Raw genomic sequence first — 19866 nt, 5'->3', positions numbered from 1 at the left:
TGGCTCGCGCCTTCGGTGTTCAGCGAATCGGACCGATGGGCATCGCGACGGATGCCGGGAACCGGGAGAGGGGAGGCCGAGCTACCGGAGGCGATCCGGCAGACAACTGGCACTGCAGACACGCTTGAAGTCGACATGGCGGCGCGCCACGAGTCGTACTCCAAGTCCGGTCATGACAGTTATTGTGCCATGTCAGATGGGTCTTTCCGACGGGTGGGTCATATTCTCCGCAAAAAAGCGGGAAATTCCCTGGACGGCCGTCCTAATTTGTGAGATGCGTCATAGAACAAGCGGATTCGCCGATTGCCGTACCGGCGGGTCCGTTCGGAGGGGTGCCGAGCGGGTCGGTCAGGGCAGCACGACGAGCTTTCCGGTCGCCTCGTCGTTCTCCATCCGGCGGTGGGCCGCGGCGATGTCGTCCAGCGCGAAGACTTGGTCGATGTTCGGAGGCAGAACACCCGCTTCGACGCTGTCGACGATGCGCTGCAATACGGCCGTGCTGCCCACGCAGTCGTCGCTGTGGAAGGCGGTGAGCCCGGTTCCGGACGGGATCATCGCGATCGGCTCGAAGTCCGGGATCAGCCATCCACTGAGCGAGCCCGCCATACAGACCGTGCCGCCGCGGCGAACCAGACGAAGCGAATCCACCGCCGTACGCGCCCCGACCAGATCCAGGACGTAGTCGGGACCCTCGGGCCAGATCGCCCGCACGGCCCCGGCCACGGATCCGCCGTCGTCGGCCAGGACATGATCGGCGCCGGCCGCGATCAGCGCCGACACCTTCGCGGGCCGGCGGGTCGTGGCCGCGGTGTCGATACCCTCGGCGGCCGCGAGGCAGATCGCGGCCATGCCCACCGACGAGGTTCCGCCGCGAATCAGCAGCCGCGCGTGCCGCCCCGCGGACAGGACGCCCGAGGCCGCCAGCGCGCCGTGCGCGGTCAGATACATTTCGGGCAGCGCGGCCAGTATGTGCCACGGCAATGTGGTGCGGATCGGCATCAGCAGCGTGTTCGGTAGCAATGCGAATTCCGCGTATCCGCCGTCGAATTCGCGTCCCATCCCGCCCATCACCGCCGCGACCGTCGTCCCCTCCGGCAGGCCGGGATCGGTCGAGACCGCCACGTCGCCCACGCATTCGATACCGAGTACGCGCGGGAACCTCACCGCCGGGGAATGGCCCTGCCGGGTTCGCAGTTCCGACCGATTCACCCCCGCCCCGCGCACCCGCACCAGACTCCATCCCGGCCGGACCTGGGGAATCGGGCGCTCTCCGATCTCGAGCACCTCCGGCCCGCCCGCCCGCACACAGACCGCCGCACGCATCGTCGTCTCGCTCATGCGTTCACTGTCGTGGACCACCGAGGCGGCCGACCACCGATAGAATGCCACGTTATGCCCGTTCGCCGCCACGCCGCCGAGACGGGTCCGACGTCGCGGCTGTGGCCCTCCGGTGGCGTTCACCAGTGGGCTTCCGGAGCGTCGAGTTCGGTCCACGCCCATGCGCGCGGACATCTGGTGTACGCCGCCCGCGGTGTGCTGTCGGTGCACACCGAGCGCGGGACGTCGATCGTGCCGGCCAGCCGAATCGGCTGGACCCCAGCCGGATTCACGCATCAGCACCGCGCGCACGGACGTACCGACATGCGGATCGTCTTTCTCCCCGCGGCGCCGGCCCGGCTGCTACCGGATCACCCCGCCGTCTTCGGGGCCACCGATCTGGCCCGCGAGATCTTCCTCAGTCTCACCGGGCCCCGCGACCACGACCGCGGCGCGCGTGCCCGACTGCATCGCGTTCTCGTCGACGAACTCCGGGAAGCCCACGAGCAGCCGCTGCAACTGCCGCAACCTCGCGACGACCGATTGCAGGCCGTCGCGCGGATCCTGTACGACAATCCCGCCGACACCACCCCGCTGGCCGAACTCGGGCGGGCGGTCGGTGCAGGTGCGCGCACGCTGAGCCGGCTGTTCCACGACGAGCTCGGCATGACCTTCTACGAATGGCGCACCCAGCTGCGCATCTCGCACGCCCTCGTGCTGCTCGCCGAAGGACACGACGCCACATATGCCGCGCACGCCTGCGGGTGGGCGAACCCCAGCGGTTTCATCGCGGCGTTCACCGAGATCGTCGGCACCACTCCCGGCAGATATGCCCGCTCGCATCGGACCCAAGGTGGGCGACCGGCGCCGGAAGCGGTCGACTGACCGGTGTGCCGCCGGTCACTGCGGCGCACCGGGCACACTGGTGGGGTGACCGCATCCGCTCCCGAACAGACCACCGCCGCGCCGACGCTGCGCGATTTCGGCGGCGGGCCGTTCGGGATCTACGTGCACGTTCCGTTCTGCGCGACGCGCTGTGGTTACTGCGATTTCAACACGTATACGGCGGGCGAGCTGGGTTCCAGCGCCTCGCCGGAGTCGTGGCTCGAGGCGTTGCGCGGAGAATTGTCCACGGCGGCAGCGGCTTTCGCGGAACTGCCGAGCGCGCAACCGCCGGTCTCGACGGTGTTCGTCGGCGGCGGTACCCCGTCGCTGCTGGGCGGTGACGGCCTGGCCGACGTCCTCGCCGCCATTCGCGCCGAATTCTCCCTCGCCGCCGACGCGGAGGTGACCACGGAATCCAATCCGGAGTCCACCTCACCGCAGTTCTTCGAGCGCATCCGAACCGCCGGGTACACCCGCGTCTCGCTCGGCATGCAATCGGCCGCGAGCCACGTCCTGCGCATCCTGGACCGTACTCACACGCCCGGCCGCGCCGTGGCCGCCGCTCGCGAGGCGCGAGCCGCCGGTTTCGACCACGTCAACCTCGACCTGATCTACGGCACACCCGGTGAATCCGACGCCGACCTCGACGCCAGCCTCGACGCGGTCCTCGCCGCCGGGGTCGACCACGTCTCCGCGTACTCCCTGATCGTCGAGGACGGCACCGCCATGGCCCGCAAGGTCCGCCGCGGCGAACTCCCCGCACCCGACGAAGACACCCTCGCCGCCCGCTACGAACGCATAGACGCCCGCCTCGCCGCCGCCGGCTTCGACTGGTACGAGGTATCCAACTGGGCCACAACACCTTCCGCCCGCTGCCGGCACAACCTCGGCTACTGGGACGGCGGCGACTGGCTCGGCGCCGGCCCCGGCGCGCACAGCCACCTCGGCGGGGTGCGCTGGTGGAACGTCAAGCATCCGGGCCGCTACGCCGAGCGCATCGCCTCCGGCGCCGGACTACCCGCCGCCGGATGGGAGGCGCTGACGGACGCGGAGCAGTACACCGAACGGGTGATGCTGCGCGTGCGCTTGCGTTCCGGTCTTCCGGTCGGGGAATTGGACGCCGATGGGCGTGCGGCACTCGAGGGTGTGGTCGCCGAGGGACTGGCCCGGGTGGCCGATGGTCGGCTCGTCTTGACCGATCGAGGGCGCCTGCTCGCCGATGGAGTCGTTCGCGATCTGCTGAGCTGACAGTCGCCATCTCTCGGGCGATGCGACGGAAGGTACGCAGCGTTTCCGAATAATCCTGCGCTGCTTCGCAGTTCCGGCAAGTCGTTACCTTTGCGCACCACCGTCTCGCCCGGTACCGTCTACACGAGCTTGACGGGGGCGGGAGAGCCGGTCCGGCCCCGGCGTTGTGACACCGGCGCACGCGAGAGGACGAAATGGCCAGCTGGGGGAAGGCAAGGCGCGGTGTCATTGTGGGTGTCGGGTTGCTTGCTCTCGTGAGCGCATGCCGTTCGGGTGATGACCCGCACAGCGCTTCCACGAACGTCTCGCAGACGTCGACCATCGCGCCGGGTGTGCCAGCCGGTTTCGATGCGTGCAAATTGCCGCCGTCGCTGGTGCAGTCCGAGGAACTCGTCAAGCCGGAGCCTGATATCAAGGATGGCGATGGGGGCGTCAAGTGGCGCGGTTGCGGCTGGATTCAATCCGACGGCTACAGCGTGACGATCGACTCGACGAACATTTCATTGGCGATGGTCCGTGCGAATAGAGACTTCGCGGTTGCCGACGAGTTGACCATTGCTGGGCGTCCGGCTTTGACATACGCGCAGACAGGGCAGGATCTGAAGACGCACTGCATCCTGAGTACTGAAATCAAGGGCGGCAGCCTGGAAGTCAGTGTCAACAATCCGGCCAATCGACGGAAATCTGCAGGACAGGACTCTTGTGAGATCGCTAAACGTCTCACAGAGGGCATCGCGCCGATTATTCCTTCCAATCTTTGAGTGCTGAGCGGATTTCTGACATCGGCCGTATTATTGAGGGGAGGGCAAGCAATGACTGCAGGTGATCAGCAGGCAAATGGTCCGCTGTCGACCTCGATCACGGATGCCTCGGACGGGAAACTGACCGTAAAGTTCGGCGACGCTATCAAGGTTAACGCTGACGAATTCGTCTACATCGAGCGCGATTGCCAAGCTTTCAAAGATGAAATATCGCAGTTGCAACGAATCGCGCAGAACATTTCGGACCGCCAACATTGGGGGCTCGGCGAGTCGACGGATGGTCTGGAGTCATCGAGGGTTCTGGTGAGCTGGTTCCGCGGGAAGGCTAAAGTCGTCGATTCATCGAGGGACACGAACAATAACGTGTTCGATATCCTTCAGCAGCATTACGATATTGTCGATCAAATACAGACTCTTCATCGCACGATCGCGCAGAAGTACATGGAGACCGATGAGGAATTCGCTGCCGAGTACAATCTCCTGAAGGCGAACACCGCGCCCAGTCCTATCGGCACCGTGCAAATTCAACCCGGCATCGTTCCCCAGAGCCCCGCGGTGGGAGCCCCGTAGTGGCCACGGGCAACGAAAACCCCAGGATCACCAACGGCGGCGAGAACCCCGACAGCTGGACCCATCAGAAGATCTACGACTCCTTCGTCGGCCTGAACACCACCGAGGCGAACCATGGGTGCGGTGAATACGAGGAGATCGCCCGGCGGTGGAATTCGGCGGCGGAGTTGTTCGCGGCCCGTATTCACAACTCCAGTTCGGCGGCGTGGGAGGGCCCGGCGGCGACGTCGACGCGCGACGCGATCAATAGATATGCGCAACGGGCGCTGGATCTGGTGACTCCGTTGAATCAACTCGCGCAGCGGGTTTCGTCGACGGTCGACGGTGTGGACAAGACGAGAACCATCGTGGACAAACCGCCGGCGCACGCGTCGGGGTGGAATCCGACGAGTTGGCAGATGCTGGGTATGCACGGTCCCAGTTCGCCGTCGGTCCGGGGCGATTGCGAGAACGCCGCCCGGGAGGCCATGCGGGATCACTATGTGAAGCAGTTCGTCGCCGCGGACGGGCAGATCCCGGTTCTGCCGGTACCCGACAATCCGGCCGATCCGCTGTACAAACCGCCGGGGACGTCTGTCGCGCCGCCTCCGACGGGTCCCGGACCGGGCCCTGGCCCCGGGCCGGGACCTGGGACTCCCGGTCCCGGGCAGCCGGGAAGTCCGACCGACAACACGCCGTCGACGAATCCGTCGTCCACTGCTCCGTCGTCGACGACAGCCTCCGGTCTCGGTTCGCCGGCGAATTCTCCGACCACGCCCAGTGCCGTGGACCCGTCCGGATTGGGGGCCTCGACGATGCCCAGCGGCTTGTCGGGCGGAGCAGGCGGGCTGTCCGGTGGCGGTTATCCCGGCGGTGGTCTCGGCGGGCTGCCCGGTGGGTCGACACCCGGCGGTCCGGGGCGCAGCGTCCCGGGGGGCCCGGCCGGCACCGCGGCGAACGCGGCCGCCACCGGCGGCGCGCTCGGAGGCAAGACGGGGACCTCGGGTATGCCCGGTATGGGCGGCTTGGGTGGTGCCAAAGGGAAGTCCGAGGGCGAGGAGAAGACCCACGATCTGCCCGAGTGGCTGCGGAACATGGAGAACACCGAGGAGTTGCTCGGTCCCGCACCGCGAACCATTCCGGGCGGCGTGATCGGCGGCGACTATGCCGAGCCGCCGGCCGGTTCCGGCTGATCGCACCGGTTCGCCCCTGTCACCCGAATCCGTCTGTTTCGCCGCCGTTCTCGTGATCATCGAGTCCGGCGGTGCTGTCTCGCATGATCGGAGCGTTTCCCCACGATGGCCGAATGGAGTTGGGACCCGGACGATTTCGCGGTCCTGTGGTACAGCGATGCCAACGATCGGATACCGGTGCCGCTGCGCTACACCAGCAAGCTGGCCACCAACGACGAGGTCACCGCACACCGGGCCGCCGTGCGCGCCCGATACGGCACCGACGAGTTCGAGCAGCTGAATCTGGCGCTGCACACGCTCACCACCTCCGAACTCCGCATCGAAATCCACGGCGAATCTGCGGTTCTCGGCAAGGGCAGGCCGCGCGAGTACCGCGTGATCGGCGCGCGCACCCCCTACCACGCGGTGATGCTGACCCAGACCGCCGACGGCGACGCCGACGGTCCCGTCCGCTGCCGGCTGTTCCCCACCGACCAGCTCGCCGGCCGCCTGGCCGCCATCGTGCCCGGATGCCCTCCGGGAAACGGGAAGCCGGGCACCTTCCACATCGACGACCTGCGCGGCCCGGACGACGGCTATACCCGCAACTCCGCGCGCGACCGTTTCCACCGCCTCACCGCCCGGCCCCTCGACGGCACCGGTATGGCGGGCCTGTTGGCCGGTTATCTGCACAGCCGCCCCGAGCCCTGGAACATCCTCGGATGGTTCGACGTCACAGGTGACGGGCGTTATCTGCGGGAGCAGTCGCGCGAGCACATCGCCATTCGCCCGGCGGCGAGCCGAGATCTGGCCGCGCACTTCGAGACCTGGATCGACCGAGCCGTGCGCCGCCTGCGCGAGGAGCAACCCGTCACCTGGTAGCGGTCCGGTGGATCGGCCGATTTCGCCCGGAATTCGGCGCTGCCGCCCGGGCACGGGCCCGGACAGCGTAGGGTTCGAGGCAACTTGAGGAGATCCATGTCACAGGCACGCCACATCACACTTGTCCACGAGCAGAGCGAGTTCGCCGAAACGCGTGCCGCGGAGAAAGCCGAGGCCGCGCGGCGCGGCGCGCTCGCCGCGCGGGCGGTGGCCAGTCATTCGACCGGAGTCGACGACTGCCAGGCGCTGCTGACGATGCTCGGATTGGACGCGGCGGCAGGCAAACTCGTCGCCGAATCGGACTGAGTTCGCGCGTCGGGCGACGATCGGACGTCGTCGCCCGCGCCTGCCGTGATTCCACCCCGCTCCGCCGGGCGACCGGGTGCCAGGTGCCGGTCCGGTACCACTGTGCGACCTCACACGCGGGAACTTGTCCGCACAGGAACTAAACTGGTGTCGGATCAACCGGGAATCCGCGCGGTCGACGCTGCCCGTCTGCGGCCGTGTGGACCCCGAAGGCGAGCGAGGAGGTGGGGCCGATGTCGAGCACCGAGAAGCGGCGGCTGGAGGTCCTGCGCGCGATCGTCGCGGACTACATCGCGACCAAGGAGCCGATCGGGTCGAAAACGCTGGTGGACAAGCACAATCTGGGTGTCTCCAGCGCAACCGTGCGTAACGATATGGCGGTCCTCGAGGCTGAGGGCTACATCACTCAGCCGCACACGAGCTCCGGTCGCATTCCGACCGACAAGGGCTATCGCCAGTTCGTGGACAACATCGCCGAAGTCAAGCCGCTGTCGAATGCCGAGCGCCGCGCGATCATGGAGTTCCTCGAAAGCGGCGTGGACCTCGACGACGTCCTGCGCCGCGGGGTGCGGTTGCTGGCGCAGCTGACCCGGCAGGTCGCGATGGTGCAGTACCCGACGGTCTCGGCGTCGACGGTGCGCCACCTGGAGGTGGTGGCCCTCAATCCGGCCCGGCTGCTGCTGGTCGTGATCACCGACACCGGGCGGGTCGACCAGCGGCTCGTCGACCTGGGGGCGGTGATCGACGACGAGGATCTCGCCGCACTGCGCGGCATGCTCGGCAAGGCGATGGACGGTAAGCGTCTGTCCGCCGCCTCGAGCGCCGTCGCGGCGTTGCCGGAGAACGCACCCGCCAGGCTGCGTGATGTGCTGGTCCGGGTGTCGACCGTGCTGGTCGAAACGCTGGTGGAACATCCGGAGGAGCGGTTGGTGCTGGGCGGCACGGCCAACCTGACCCGCAACGCCGGCGACTTCGGCTTCCCGGGTTCGCTGCGTGCCGTACTCGAGGCGCTCGAGGAGCAGGTGGTGGTGTTGAAGCTGCTGGCCGCCGCGCAGCAGCCCGGCACGGTGACGGTGCAGATCGGCGAGGAGACCCGGGTCGAGCAGATGCGCGGCACCTCGGTGGTATCCACCGGGTACGGTATGCCGGGTACCGTGCTGGGAGGTATGGGAGTGGTCGGCCCGACCCGGATGGACTACCCCGGCACGATCGCCTCGGTCGCCGCGGTCGCCCGTTATATCGGTGAGGTGCTCGCGGAACGATGAGCCCGCCCCGGTAACCGGGATCCGCGCCGGCCGGCAACCGAGTTCGCCGGTCGGCCACAGTGAACATGGCAGCATCGGCTGCGAGCAGGGATGCTGGACGACACCCATTCGGAACAGGACTAGAGACTCAAGTGGCACGGGACTACTACGGAATCCTCGGCGTCGGGCGCAATGCGTCCGACCAGGAGATCAAACGCGCCTACCGCAAGCTGGCCCGGGAACTGCACCCCGACGTCAACCCGGATCCGGACGCGCAGGAGCGGTTCCGCGAGGTATCCACCGCCTACGAGGTTCTCACCGACTCCGAGAAGCGCCGCATCGTCGATATGGGCGGCGACCCGATGGAATCGGCGGGCGCGGGCGGTGGCTTCTCCGGCGCCGGCTTCGGCGGTCTGGGCGATGTGTTCGAGGCCTTCTTCGGCGGTATGAACGCGACCAGTTCGCGCAAACCGCGCGGGCGGGTGCAACCGGGCGCGGATTCGCTGCTGCGGACCCGGCTGTCGCTGGCCGAATGCGCGGTCGGTGTCACCAAGCACCTCACCGTCGACACCGCGGTGCTCTGTGATCTGTGTCAGGGTTCGGGCACCAACGGCAATTCCAAGCCGGTGCGCTGTGAGACCTGTGGCGGCGCGGGTGAGGTGCAGACCGTGCAGCGGTCCTTCCTGGGGCAGGTCATGACGTCCCGGCCGTGTCCGACCTGCCGCGGCACCGGCGAGACCATCCCCGATCCCTGCCGCAAATGCGGTGGCGACGGCCGGGTGCGTGCGCGCCGCGAGATCGCCGCGCCGATTCCGGCCGGTGTGGCCAACGGCATGCGGGTGCGGCTGGCCGCGCAGGGTGAGATCGGCCCCGGCGGCGGACCGGCCGGCGACCTCTACGTCGAGATCGTGGAGCAGCCGCACGACACCTTCGTCCGCGACGGCGACGATCTGCACTGCACGATCCGGGTTCCGATGGTCGATGCCGCACTCGGCACCACGGTGGTCATCGACACCATCCTGGACGGGCCCACCGAACTGACCATTCCGCCGGGCACCCAGCCGGGTGAGGTGTCGGTGCTGCGCGCCCACGGCATGCCGAAGCTGCGCTCGAGCTCGCGCGGCGATCTGGTCGCGCACCTGGACATCGTGATCCCGACCAAACTGGACAACAAGCAGTTCGATCTGCTGCGCAAGTATCAGGCGATGCGCAACGGCGAACACACCGAGGTGCTCTCGGCTCAGTCCGAACACAACAGCGGATTGTTCGCGCGGCTGCGCGCCTCGTTCAGCGGTCGCTGACAACGCCGTGGCCGCAACGGTTTTCTACCTCGACGACATTCCGCCGGTCGGCGCGGTCGCGGTGCTCGACGGCCCCGAGGGACGGCACGCCGCGACCGTGCGCCGCATCCGGGTCGGCGAGCCGATCACGCTCTCCGACGGTGCGGGACTGCTCGCCGAATCCGAGGTCGTGGCCACCGGGCGGGATCGACTGGACCTGAAGGTGCTCGACCGGGTGGTCGCCCCGCCCGTGTCGCCCCCGGTGACAGTGGTGCAGGCACTGCCCAAATCGGATCGCTCCGAACTCGCGGTCGAATCGATGACCGAGGCGGGGGCCGACGTGATCGTGCCGTGGCAGGCCGCCCGGTGTGTCGCGAACTGGGAAGCCAAGGCGCGCAAGGGCGTCGACAAATGGCGTGCGGCGGCCCGGTCGGCGGCCCGGCAGTCGCGGCGGCCCTACATTCCCGAGGTCGCCGATCTGCACCGCACCCTGGATGTGGCCGAGCTGGTCCGGAAAACCATCGCGGACAACGGCATCGCGATCGCGCTGCACGAATCCGCAGCGGCACGATTCGCCGAGCTGCCGTTCCCGCAGACCGCGCCGATCGTGTTGATCGTGGGCCCCGAAGGCGGCCTCGACGAGTCGGAGCTGGATGCGCTCACCGCGGCCGGTGCCACCGTCGCGCTGTTGGGACCGACCGTGCTGCGCACGTCCACCGCCGCGGCGGTCGCGCTCGGTGCGCTGGGGGCCCTGACTCCGCGCTGGTAGATCTCGTCGGCGGGATGGCAGGTGCCATCGGCGGCGCGGTCATTCCACCGGGCTATCGCGCCGCATGCCGGCGAACGTCCCGGCCGATCGCCGAGCTGCGATGTCCGTGCGCGGACGGAATCCGAGGCTCGCGACCAAGCCGGCCGCGACGACGATCAGCACGCCCACGTACAGCACCAATCCGGCCCACCCGTGCCAGCTGTAGGCCAGGCCCGCCAGCGCTCCGACGATCGAACTGCCCACGTAGTAGGCGAACAGGTACAGCGAGGAGGCGGCCGCGCGATTGCCGGTCGCGGTGGCGCCCACCCAGGCGCTGGCCACCGCGTGCGCGCCGAAGAAGCCCGCGGTGAACAGCAACAGCCCCGGCAGCAGGATCGCGAGTTGGTCCGGAATGGTCAGCAGCAGACCGAGTCCCATCGTCACGATGGAAATCGCCACTACCGGGAAACGGCCGATTCGATCGGCGAATCGGCCCGCCGCGGTGGACGAGACCGTGCCCGACAGATACATCAGGAAGACCGCACCCGCGGTGGCCGCCGACAGACCGAACGGCGACTGGATGAGCCGGTAGCCGAGGAAGTTGTACACCGAGACGAATCCGCCCATCAGCAGGAAGGCCGACCCGAACAGCGGTAGCAGCGCGCGGTTGCGCAGATGTGCGGCGAGATCGCCCAGCAGCGCGCCGACGCCGAGGGGCCGTGCGACGAAGTGGCGCGAGGGCGGCAGCATCCGCACGAACCACACCGTGCACAGCGCGGCGCCCACCGCGAAAATCGTTGCGCCCCAACGCCAGGACGCCACTTCCAGGGTGAAGGCGGGGATCAGCCGACCGGCCAGACCGCCGATGGTGGTGCCCGAGACGTAGATGCCCATCGCCGCGCCCAATCCGGCCGAACCGATCTCCTCGGCGAGATAGGCCATCGCCACCGCGGGGACGCCGGCCACGGCGATGCCCTGAACAGCCCGGCCCGCCAGCAGCACGTCCAGATTCGGGCTGAACGGCAGCAGCAGGCCGATGACGCTGGTCGCCACCGCGGACGCGATCATCACGCGGGTGCGGCCGAACCGCCCCGACAGCACGCTCACCGGCACGATCGCCACCGCCAGCAGACCCGTGGTCAGCGAGACCGCCAGTGCGGCGTGCGCGGGCGTCGCGCCGAAGGCCGTCGACAGGCTCGGCAGCAGCGCCTGCGCGCTGTACATCGACCCGAAGGTGGTGAGTCCGGCCGCGAAGAGTGCGAGGGTGATCCGGCGTTCGTGGCGCGCGTCCTCGGTCGTCCGGGTGGGAGCGGTGGTCACGGTCGCGCTGGTCATTCCTCCACCGTGGCTCGGCGGGGCTGGAAAAGGAAATGCATAATGATCGGTAAGTTGATGCAAATGCTGCATTAGGCGAGCTGAGCGCGGGGAGCCTTCCGATGGCGAGTGACGATTTGCACTGGTTTCTGACCCTCGCCGAACTCGAGCGCGTGGGCGCGGCCGCCGACCGGCTGCATCTGGCCCAGCCCACGCTGTCGCGCATGCTCGCCCGGCTCGAACAGCGGCTCGGCACGCAATTGTTCGACCGGCACGGTAAGCGGCTGACGCTCAACGAATCCGGGCGCATCTTCTACGAACACGCCCGCCGCGCCCAGGCCGAACTGGACGCCGCGGGCCGGGCGCTCGCGGATCTGGCGAATCCGGCGCGGGGGTCGGTGCGGCTGGCGTTCGTCCATTCCTTCGGCGGCCGGGTGGTGCCGGAGTTGATCGCCGGCTTCCGGCGGGTGTCGGGGCGGATCACGTTCCGGCTCGATCAGGGGCCCGCGAACGTGGTGGCCGCCGAGGTCCTCGACGGCACGGCGGATCTGGGCCTGACCTCGCCCGAACCCGCGCTGCCGGGACTGGGCTGGCGCACGCTGTTCCGGCAGCGCCTCGCCCTGGGCGTGCCGGTCGACCACCGGCTGGCGGGACGGCGGCAGATCCGGCTGGCGGAGGCCGCCGAGGCCGAATTCATCGCCATGCCGACCGGATACGGGATGCGCAGAATTCTCGACGAGCTGTGTGCCGCAGCGGATTTCCGCCCGCGGATCGCACTGGAGTCCAGTGATCTGGTGACCGTTTCGGGCCTGGTGGCGGCGGGACTCGGCGTGGCGTTGCTGCCGTTGGAGGAGCCGGCGGTGCGGGGACCGCAGCCCGGGCCGGTGCTGGTTCCGCTGTCGGATCCGGGCGCCGCCCGCGCGGTCGGGCTGATCTGGTCGGCCGACACCGTGCCCGGCGAGGCGGTGCGCACCTTTCGTGACTTCGCCGTCGAATGGGCGCGCCGCAGCGGCCGGTGAACGGACGGTGACGACCCTCATCTTCCGGGTGAGCGGGCTCTGAGCTGCGGCTGGAGATCAAATAAGTGGGCGGTGTCGGAGCCGCGCGATAGACTTTGAGAACAGGAGAGGATCCGTTCGAGACCGGAAAGCAGGCCATAGCTCCTTTTGCGAACATCAGGCGATATCGGCGACCCGACAACACCCACGACCGGCATCGGAGCCGGTGCCCCCGGCAACGGTAACGGTTCGGGTCCAGCGGCCCGGACGGTGCGTTCCAGCATCGAACTGGCCCCCGAGTCCGTGTTCGGATTCCTCGGTTCCGCCGACGCGAACCTGCGTGAACTCGAAGGTCTGCTCGACGCCGACATCCACGTACGCGGGAATTCGGTCACCCTCACCGGTAAGGCCGCCGATGTGGCGCTGGCCGAGCGGGTGGTCGAGCAGCTCGTGGCGCTGACCGCGCACAACCGCGTCGTCACCCCGGAAGCGGTCCGGCATACGGTCTCCATGCTGACCGAGGGATCCTCCGATTCCCCCGCCGAGGTGCTGAGTCTCGACATCATCGCCCGGCGCGGCAAGACCATCCGCCCGAAGACGCTGAACCAGAAGCGCTACGTCGACGCCATCGACGAGCACACCATCGTCTTCGGCATCGGCCCGGCCGGTACCGGTAAGACCTATCTGGCGGTCGCCAAGGCCGTGCAGGCGCTGCAGAGCAAGCAGGTCACCCGCATCATCCTCACCCGTCCGGCGGTGGAGGCCGGGGAGCGGCTGGGCTTCCTGCCGGGCACGCTGAACGAGAAGATCGACCCGTATCTGCGCCCGCTCTACGACGCCCTGCACGACATGATGGACCCCGAGGCGATTCCGAAGCTGATGGCCTCCGGCGTGATCGAGGTCGCGCCGCTGGCGTACATGCGCGGACGCAGCCTCAACGATTCGTTCATCATCCTGGACGAGGCGCAGAACACCACGCCGGAACAGATGAAGATGTTTTTGACCCGGCTCGGCTTCGGCTCGAAGATCGTCGTCACCGGCGACGTCACCCAGGTCGACCTGCCCGGCGGGACCAGGTCCGGACTGCGGGTGGTCAGCGACATCCTCACCGATGTGGACGACATCCATTTCGCGGAGCTCACCTCCAGTGACGTGGTTCGCCATCGGCTGGTCTCGGACATCGTCGACGCCTACGAGCGCTACGAGTCCGATGCCCGCCCGCAGGTGGCGCGGCATTACCCGGGCGGCAACCGCGCCCAGCGCCGCGCGGCCGACAAGGCGGCGCGCCGCTGAGTTGTAGGAGCGGCTCGCCGCTGAGTTGTAGGAGCGGCTCGCCGCTGATGTGGTGGTGAGCCCCCGCGCGGCCCCCATTAGGCTGGCAGGGTGAGTATCGAGATCGCCAACGAGTCGGGCATCGACGTATCGGAACCGGATCTGGTCAGCGTCGCGCGGTTCGCGATCGAACGGATGGACGTGCATCCGGCGGCCGAATTGTCGATGGTGCTCGTCGATCTCGATACCATGGCCGACCTGCACATGCGGTGGATGGATCTGCCGGGTCCCACCGATGTGATGTCGTTCCCGATGGACGAACTCGAACCCGGTGGCCGCCCCGACGGCGCCGAACCGGGCCCCTCGATGCTCGGCGACATCGTGCTCTGCCCCGAATTCGCCGCCGCTCAAGCCGGTAAGGCCGGTCATTCCCTCGACCACGAGCTGGCGCTGCTGACCGTCCACGGAGTGCTGCATCTGCTCGGCTACGACCACGCCGAGCCGGAAGAGGAGAAGGTGATGTTCGGCCTGCAGAACCGCCTGCTCGCCGAATGGTACGAAAGCCTGCGCGAGGCCGCCCGCCGTGCCGAACTGGCCGAGCGCGACCGCCGCCTGCTGGGCAAGACCGGATTCACCGCCCCCGGCGATCCCCTGGATCCCGCATGAGCGTCACCACCCGGGCCCGAGCTCGGGCGGCCGAGGGCAGAGCGTGAATGCGCTGATCCCGCTGCTGCTGGCGATTCTGCTGGTGCCCGTCGGCGGTGTCTTCGCGGCGATCGATTCCGCGTTGATGACGGTTTCGGCGGCGCGGGTGGAGGATCTGGTCCGCGCCGACCGGCCGGGTGCCCGTCGGCTGGCCCGGATCACGATCGATCGGCCGCGCTATGTGAACCTCATGGTGTTGTTGCGGCTGACCTGTGAGATCGCGGCGACGGTCCTGCTGGTGGCCGCACTCGGCGAGGTGCTCAGCTGGGGGTGGGCGCTGGCCGTGACCGCGGTGATCATGGTCGTGATCGACTATGTCGTCATCGGTGTCGGCCCGCGCACGCTGGGCCGCCAGCACGCGTATTCGATCTCGCTGGCGGCCGCGCTGCCGGTGCAGGCGATCGGGGCGCTGCTCGGCCCGGTGAGCCGGTTGCTGATCATGATCGGTAACGCCATCACCCCGGGTCGCGGATTTCGCAACGGCCCCTTCGCTTCCGAAGTGGAACTGCGCGAGATCGTCGATATGGCGCAGCAGAGCGGTGTGGTCGACTCCGAGGAACGCCGCATGATCCAGTCGGTGTTCGAACTCGGCGACACCGCGGCCCGCGCGGTAATGGTGCCGCGCACCGAGATGGTGTGGATCGAGGCGGACAAGACGGTGGCGCAGGCGATGTCGCTGGCCGTGCGGTCCGGGCATTCGCGCATTCCCGTGGTCGGCGAGAACGTCGACGACATCCTCGGCGTGGTCTATCTGAAAGATCTTGTGCCGTATGCGGATCGGGGCCGCAGTGTGCAGGTGCGGGCGGTGATGCGGCCGGCCGTGTTCGTGCCCGACTCGAAACCGCTCGACGCTCTGCTCGACGAGATGCAGCGTCGCCGCAATCACATGGCGCTGCTGGTGGACGAATACGGCGGGATAGCCGGGCTGGTCACCATCGAGGACGTCCTCGAGGAGATCGTCGGCGAGATCGCCGACGAATACGACACCGACGAGATCGCGCCGGTGGAGGAACTGGGCGAGGGCGTCTACCGCGTCTCCACCCGGCTGCCGGTCGAGGATCTGGGCGAGCTGTTCGGCTTGGAGATCGAGGAGGAGGACGTCGACACCGTCGGCGGCATGCTGGCCCACACACTGGGCCGGGTGCCGCTGCCGGGATCGGAGGTCGTCGCGCACGGGCTGCTGCTGCAGGGCGAGGGCGGCGCCGATACCAGGGGGCGGGTGCGCGTGCACACCGTCGTCGCGCGCCGGGCGGGGGAGCCGGGCGAACTGTCGGGCGCGCTCGCGGATGCGGTGCGCGGCGACCGTCAGGGGCGGGAAGAGACGTCGAGATACGAGAACGGAGATGGCGATGACCGAGGGTGAAACCGCCGAATCGAACACCGGCGAATTGAGCGCCGAGGACGGCAAACTGCTGGTGCTGGCCCGCGGTGCGATGGGACGCACCGGCGGGGTGGCGGGCGCGGCGATCCGCGATACCGACGGCCGCACCTACGCCGCCGGCACGGTGGACCTGAACGCGTTGTCGCTGTCGGCGCTGCAGGCGGCGGTCGCGGCCGCGATCTCCAGCGGTGCGGAAGGGTTCGAGGCGGCGGTGCTGGTCGGCGGGCAGGATGCCGATCCGGGCGTGGCCGCGGTGCGCGAGGTGAGCGCCTCGGCCGCGATCATCGTCACCGATCGCAAGGGTGCGACCTACCGCACCGTCGACGCCGGAACCGAGACGGCACGATGAGCGTCGAGCAGCCCGGTGAGGGCGAATTCCGTTCCGGCTTCGTCTGTTTCGTCGGCCGGCCCAATACCGGCAAATCCACGCTGACCAACGCCATGGTCGGCCAGAAGATCGCGATCACGTCCTCGCGTCCGCAGACCACGCGCCACACCATCCGCGGCATCGTGCATCGCGACCACGCTCAGCTGATCCTGGTCGACACTCCGGGACTGCACCGGCCGCGCACGTTGCTGGGGCAGCGCCTCAACGATCTGGTGCGCGACACCTACTCCGAGGTCGACGTGATCGCGCTGTGCATTCCGGCCGACGAGAAGATCGGACCGGGTGACCGCTGGATCGTGCAGCAGGTCCGGCAGATGGCGCCGAAGACGACCCTGCTCGGCGTGGTCACCAAGATCGACAAGGTGGACAAGCCGCAGGTCGCCGAGCAACTGCTCGCGGTCTCGCAACTGCTGGGCCCCGAGGCCGAGGTGGTTCCGGTCTCCGCGGCCAAGGGGGAACAGGTCGAACTGCTCGTCGATGTGATCGCCTCCAAGATGCCGGAGGGCCCGGCGTTCTACCCCGACGGTGAGCTGACCGACGAGCCCGAGGAAACCCTCATGGCCGAGCTCATCCGCGAGGCGGCGCTGGAGGGTGTGCGCGACGAGTTGCCGCATTCGCTGGCGGTGGTGATCGAGGAGATCATGCCGCGCGAGGAACACGAGGACATGCTCGACGTGCACGCGCTGCTGTACGTGGAGCGGCCGAGTCAGAAGGCGATCATCATCGGCAAACGCGGCGCGCGGCTCAAAGAGGTCGGCACCGCGGCGCGCAAGCAGATCGAGCACATCCTGGGCACCCGCATCTATCTGCACCTGCACGTGAAGGTCGCCAAGGACTGGCAGCGCGATCCCAAGCAGCTGCGCAAGCTGGGCTTCTGATCGATGCTCCCACCGGGGATCGGCCTCGAGCCGGTGCGGTTACGGGGTTCGACCTCAGGTCTCGCGTCGATGCCGTCGCTTTCTGTGATCTCCGTCTCGGGGCGCGCGCGAAACGCGGCGCGCATCCGGGTAACCGCCCATATCGGATTCGCAGGTGGGCCGTAGTCGAATTGTGATGTGCGATTCCGGTATTTCCGCAGGAGCGGGCGAACTGTGTGCGCACGCACATTGTGAGACGGGCCTACGATCCTGGCGTGAAGTGGATGTCCCGGGCGTTCGGCTCGAAAGAGCTGCCGCCACAAGTGCGTTCGGATCTGGAATCGGAAGGGATCGTCGTATTCGGCCCGGTGAGTGGATCGCTGGCCAGACGCAATTATCGGACGCCACTGCACTACGGTTCCTCCAGTTGGGAGAACATCGTCGGCGGCACCATCGGGATGAGCAGAAAGCGCCTCGTCATCTGGGGTAATCAGGAGGCGTTGGTCGACGTCTGGCTGGGTCATCCCGCCGTCACCATGGAACTGCAGGGGCCCGAGCGCATGCTTGTCGAGGCCGACCGCGGCGCGATCGACCCGATCCGCACCGGCTGGACCACGTTGATGCTGCGCACAATTCACGCACCCCGCATCGCGCAGCTGTATGCCGAGGGACTGCCGCGCAGCGTGTAGCGGCCACGAAGGCCTGGCGCACCCGCGGGGGCGGATGCCCGGCGACTCGGTGGCCGGGGCGGTTACGTGGCGCCCGAGCGGTGTCGAGTGGCGTGGGGGCGCGGGCACGTCGGGGTGGCGTGGGAGACTGTGAACGTGTTGTTGTATCGGGACCAGGCCATTGTGCTGCGCCAGCACAAGCTGGGTGAGGCCGATCGCATCGTCACGCTGCTCACCCGTCAGCACGGGCTGGTCCGGGCGGTGGCGAAGGGTGTGCGCCGCACCCGGTCGAAGTTCGGCGCCCGGCTGGAACCGTTCGCCTATATCGACGTGCAGCTGTATCCCGGACGCAACCTCGACACCGTGACGCAGGTGCACACCGTGGAGGCGTTCGCCGCCGATATCGTCGCCGACTACGGTCGCTACACCACCGCCTGCGCGGTGCTGGAGACCGCCGAACGTCTCGCCGGTGAGGAGCGCGCCCCCGCGCCCCGCCTGCACACCCTGACCGCCGGCGCCCTGCGCGCGATCGCCGCCGGCCGGCGCCCGCACGAACTGATCCTCGACGCATTCCTGTTGCGCGCCATGGGTTTCGCGGGCTGGGCGCCCGCTCTCGACGAATGTGCCCGGTGTGCCACCCCCGGCCCGCACCGCGCCTTCCACGTGGCCGCCGGGGGAGCGGTCTGCGTGCACTGCCGTCCGCCCGGCTCGGCCACGCCCGCGGTCGGGGTCCTGGAATTGATGAGTGCGCTCAATCGCGGAGACTGGACCGGACTCGACGTGGTTGCCGAGTCCGTCCGCCGCCAGGCCAGCGGGCTCACCGCCGCCCATCTGCAATGGCATCTGGAACGGCAGTTGCGGACGTTGCCGTTGATCGAGCGCTCTCGTCCGCACGAGGCGGCGGAGCCGCCGGCGTCGCGGGTGGGATAGACCGGCCGGCTACCCGAGGTCGGCCAGCTGCGGGACCGCCGGCGCCATGGCCTCGATCCACGCGGCGGGTGAGCCCGTGGTCGGGGTGATCAGCACCGCGTCGATGCCCAGTTTCGCGTAATCGGCCATGCTGCGGACGAATTCGTCGCGAACGTCCGGATTCGGGCGCGGATTGTTGGCCATGATCGTGGTGCGGATGGTGTCGAAATCGCGACCGACGTCGTCGCAGTGGCGGCGCAGCACGTCCAGTTTGTGGGCGACGTCCTCCGGCGACGTCCCGAACAGATTGCAGGCGTCGCCGTACTGTGCGACCAGCCGCAGCGTCTTCTTCTCGCCGCCGCCGCCGATCAGCACACTCGGGCGATGGATCGGCTGCGGTGCGCACAGCGTCTCGGCCAGCTGGTAGTACTTGCCCTCGAACGGCCCGTTGTTCTGCGGATCCCACATCTGCGCGCAGATCCGCAGTGTCTCCTCCAGCCGCTCGAACCGCTCGGCCAGCGGCGGGAACTCGACCCCGAGCCCGCGATGCTCCCGCTCGAACCACGCGGCCCCGATCCCCAGCGTGGCCCGGCCGCCCGACAGCACGTCCAGGGTGGTGACGATCTTGGCGAGCAGACCCGGATGCCGATAGGTCACGCCGGTGACCAGCAGTCCGAGATCGATCGAGGTGGTATGTGCCGCAAGGTATCCCAGCGTGGTGTATCCCTCCAGCATATTCGCCTCGGCCGGTAGGCCGGTCGGCTCGATCTGGAAGTAGTGATCCATGAACGACAGCCAGGTGGCGCCCGCCGCCTCCGCGGCCTGGCCCACGCGCGCCAGCTCTCCCGCGATCGCGGGGGTGCCGCCGTCGATATCGAAGATAGGAATGTGAAATCCGAGCTCCATGGAGTTCTCCCTCGTCAGTGACTGACTTCCCGTGGAGAACGCTATGCCCTGGAGCGCACTCCAGGTCAAGAGGTTT

The 19866-nt window shown here is 68.3% G+C and carries 22 protein-coding genes; 18 read left to right on the top strand and 4 right to left on the bottom strand.

Features of this window, described 5'->3' with window-relative positions; genetic code table 11:
* Window positions 1–81: 81 nt before the first annotated feature.
* Together AC5592_RS26875 and AC5592_RS26870 are read right to left on the bottom strand one after the other, a co-directional pair.
* Window positions 82–174, bottom strand: coding sequence for an Ms4527A family Cys-rich leader peptide (locus tag AC5592_RS26875; RefSeq protein ID WP_368854180.1), 93 nt, complete (start codon window positions 172–174; stop codon window positions 82–84).
* Window positions 175–348: 174 nt separating this feature from the next.
* Complete coding sequence (locus AC5592_RS26870; RefSeq protein WP_063065888.1) at window positions 349–1338, bottom strand: zinc-binding dehydrogenase; 990 nt, start codon at window positions 1336–1338, stop codon at window positions 349–351.
* Window positions 1339–1392: 54 nt separating this feature from the next.
* Between AC5592_RS26870 and AC5592_RS26865 the strand changes: the two genes are divergently transcribed.
* From AC5592_RS26865 to AC5592_RS26820, 10 genes are all read left to right on the top strand, one after another.
* The gene (locus AC5592_RS26865; protein ID WP_083870665.1) at window positions 1393–2202 is read left to right on the top strand and encodes a helix-turn-helix domain-containing protein; all 810 of its coding nucleotides are present in this window, start codon (window positions 1393–1395) and stop codon (window positions 2200–2202) included.
* Between the two features lie 45 nt (window positions 2203–2247).
* A complete protein-coding gene (gene hemW / locus AC5592_RS26860; protein ID WP_083870666.1) occupies window positions 2248–3450 on the top strand; it encodes a radical SAM family heme chaperone HemW in 1203 nt (400 codons plus the stop codon).
* 194 nt (window positions 3451–3644) lie between these two features.
* On the top strand, window positions 3645–4211 hold the full coding sequence (locus AC5592_RS26855) for a DUF3558 domain-containing protein (RefSeq protein WP_084507264.1): 567 nt from the start codon (window positions 3645–3647) through the stop codon (window positions 4209–4211).
* A gap of 51 nt (window positions 4212–4262) precedes the next feature.
* Complete coding sequence (locus tag AC5592_RS26850) at window positions 4263–4781, top strand: hypothetical protein (protein ID WP_063065849.1); 519 nt, start codon at window positions 4263–4265, stop codon at window positions 4779–4781.
* Window positions 4781–5953, top strand: coding sequence for a WXG100 family type VII secretion target (locus AC5592_RS26845; protein WP_063065848.1), 1173 nt, complete (start codon window positions 4781–4783; stop codon window positions 5951–5953). The genes AC5592_RS26850 and AC5592_RS26845 overlap by 1 nt, the downstream gene beginning before the upstream one ends.
* A 105-nt stretch (window positions 5954–6058) precedes the next feature.
* Window positions 6059–6814, top strand: coding sequence for an ESX secretion-associated protein EspG (locus AC5592_RS26840; RefSeq protein ID WP_063065847.1), 756 nt, complete (start codon window positions 6059–6061; stop codon window positions 6812–6814).
* A 96-nt stretch (window positions 6815–6910) separates the two neighbouring features.
* Window positions 6911–7120 carry a hypothetical protein gene (locus tag AC5592_RS26835; protein ID WP_036499694.1) on the top strand — a complete coding sequence of 70 codons (210 nt, stop codon included), beginning with the start codon at window positions 6911–6913 and terminating at the stop codon, window positions 7118–7120.
* 233 nt (window positions 7121–7353) lie between these two features.
* Window positions 7354–8385, top strand: coding sequence for a heat-inducible transcriptional repressor HrcA (hrcA, locus tag AC5592_RS26830; protein WP_036499751.1), 1032 nt, complete (start codon window positions 7354–7356; stop codon window positions 8383–8385).
* Between the two features lie 131 nt (window positions 8386–8516).
* Window positions 8517–9665 carry a molecular chaperone DnaJ gene (gene dnaJ, locus AC5592_RS26825; RefSeq protein ID WP_036499695.1) on the top strand — a complete coding sequence of 383 codons (1149 nt, stop codon included), beginning with the start codon at window positions 8517–8519 and terminating at the stop codon, window positions 9663–9665.
* 7 nt (window positions 9666–9672) lie between these two features.
* Entirely contained in the window at window positions 9673–10413 is a 741-nt protein-coding gene (locus tag AC5592_RS26820; protein ID WP_063065846.1) for a 16S rRNA (uracil(1498)-N(3))-methyltransferase, read from the top strand.
* Window positions 10414–10452: 39 nt separating this feature from the next.
* Here AC5592_RS26820 and AC5592_RS26815 read toward each other — a convergent pair whose 3' ends face one another.
* Window positions 10453–11727 carry an MFS transporter gene (locus AC5592_RS26815; RefSeq protein WP_063065845.1) on the bottom strand — a complete coding sequence of 425 codons (1275 nt, stop codon included), beginning with the start codon at window positions 11725–11727 and terminating at the stop codon, window positions 10453–10455.
* A gap of 101 nt (window positions 11728–11828) precedes the next feature.
* Between AC5592_RS26815 and AC5592_RS26810 the strand changes: the two genes are divergently transcribed.
* The 8 genes from AC5592_RS26810 to recO all read left to right on the top strand — a co-directional run bounded on the left by AC5592_RS26810 (window position 11829) and on the right by recO (window position 18905).
* The gene (locus tag AC5592_RS26810; protein ID WP_036499700.1) at window positions 11829–12725 is read left to right on the top strand and encodes a LysR family transcriptional regulator; all 897 of its coding nucleotides are present in this window, start codon (window positions 11829–11831) and stop codon (window positions 12723–12725) included.
* 195 nt (window positions 12726–12920) lie between these two features.
* Complete coding sequence (locus AC5592_RS26805; protein ID WP_036499755.1) at window positions 12921–13997, top strand: PhoH family protein; 1077 nt, start codon at window positions 12921–12923, stop codon at window positions 13995–13997.
* A gap of 90 nt (window positions 13998–14087) precedes the next feature.
* Window positions 14088–14642, top strand: a complete 555-nt coding sequence (gene ybeY / locus AC5592_RS26800) for an rRNA maturation RNase YbeY (RefSeq protein ID WP_030512859.1) — start codon at window positions 14088–14090, stop codon at window positions 14640–14642.
* A 43-nt stretch (window positions 14643–14685) separates the two neighbouring features.
* Complete coding sequence (locus AC5592_RS26795; RefSeq protein ID WP_051024452.1) at window positions 14686–16044, top strand: hemolysin family protein; 1359 nt, start codon at window positions 14686–14688, stop codon at window positions 16042–16044.
* A complete protein-coding gene (locus AC5592_RS26790; RefSeq protein WP_051024453.1) occupies window positions 16031–16411 on the top strand; it encodes a cytidine deaminase-like protein in 381 nt (126 codons plus the stop codon). Before AC5592_RS26795 ends, AC5592_RS26790 begins: the two co-directional genes overlap by 14 nt.
* The gene (era, locus tag AC5592_RS26785) at window positions 16408–17328 is read left to right on the top strand and encodes a GTPase Era (RefSeq protein WP_036499702.1); all 921 of its coding nucleotides are present in this window, start codon (window positions 16408–16410) and stop codon (window positions 17326–17328) included. The genes AC5592_RS26790 and era overlap by 4 nt, the downstream gene beginning before the upstream one ends.
* A gap of 254 nt (window positions 17329–17582) precedes the next feature.
* Window positions 17583–17996, top strand: a complete 414-nt coding sequence (locus AC5592_RS26780) for a hypothetical protein (RefSeq protein ID WP_143859879.1) — start codon at window positions 17583–17585, stop codon at window positions 17994–17996.
* A gap of 135 nt (window positions 17997–18131) precedes the next feature.
* Entirely contained in the window at window positions 18132–18905 is a 774-nt protein-coding gene (gene recO / locus AC5592_RS26775; RefSeq protein WP_036499760.1) for a DNA repair protein RecO, read from the top strand.
* Between the two features lie 9 nt (window positions 18906–18914).
* Here recO and AC5592_RS26770 read toward each other — a convergent pair whose 3' ends face one another.
* Window positions 18915–19790: an LLM class F420-dependent oxidoreductase gene (locus tag AC5592_RS26770; protein WP_063065843.1), complete on the bottom strand. Its 876-nt coding sequence runs from the start codon at window positions 19788–19790 to the stop codon at window positions 18915–18917.
* Window positions 19791–19866: the final 76 nt, after the last annotated feature.

This window comes from Nocardia violaceofusca NBRC 14427, assembly GCF_963869435.1.
In the GTDB taxonomy this organism is placed as follows: Bacteria; Actinomycetota; Actinomycetes; order Mycobacteriales; family Mycobacteriaceae; genus Nocardia; species Nocardia aobensis.
Note: the sequence above shows the minus strand (reverse complement) of the source record. Positions and strands in the feature narration are given on the sequence as shown.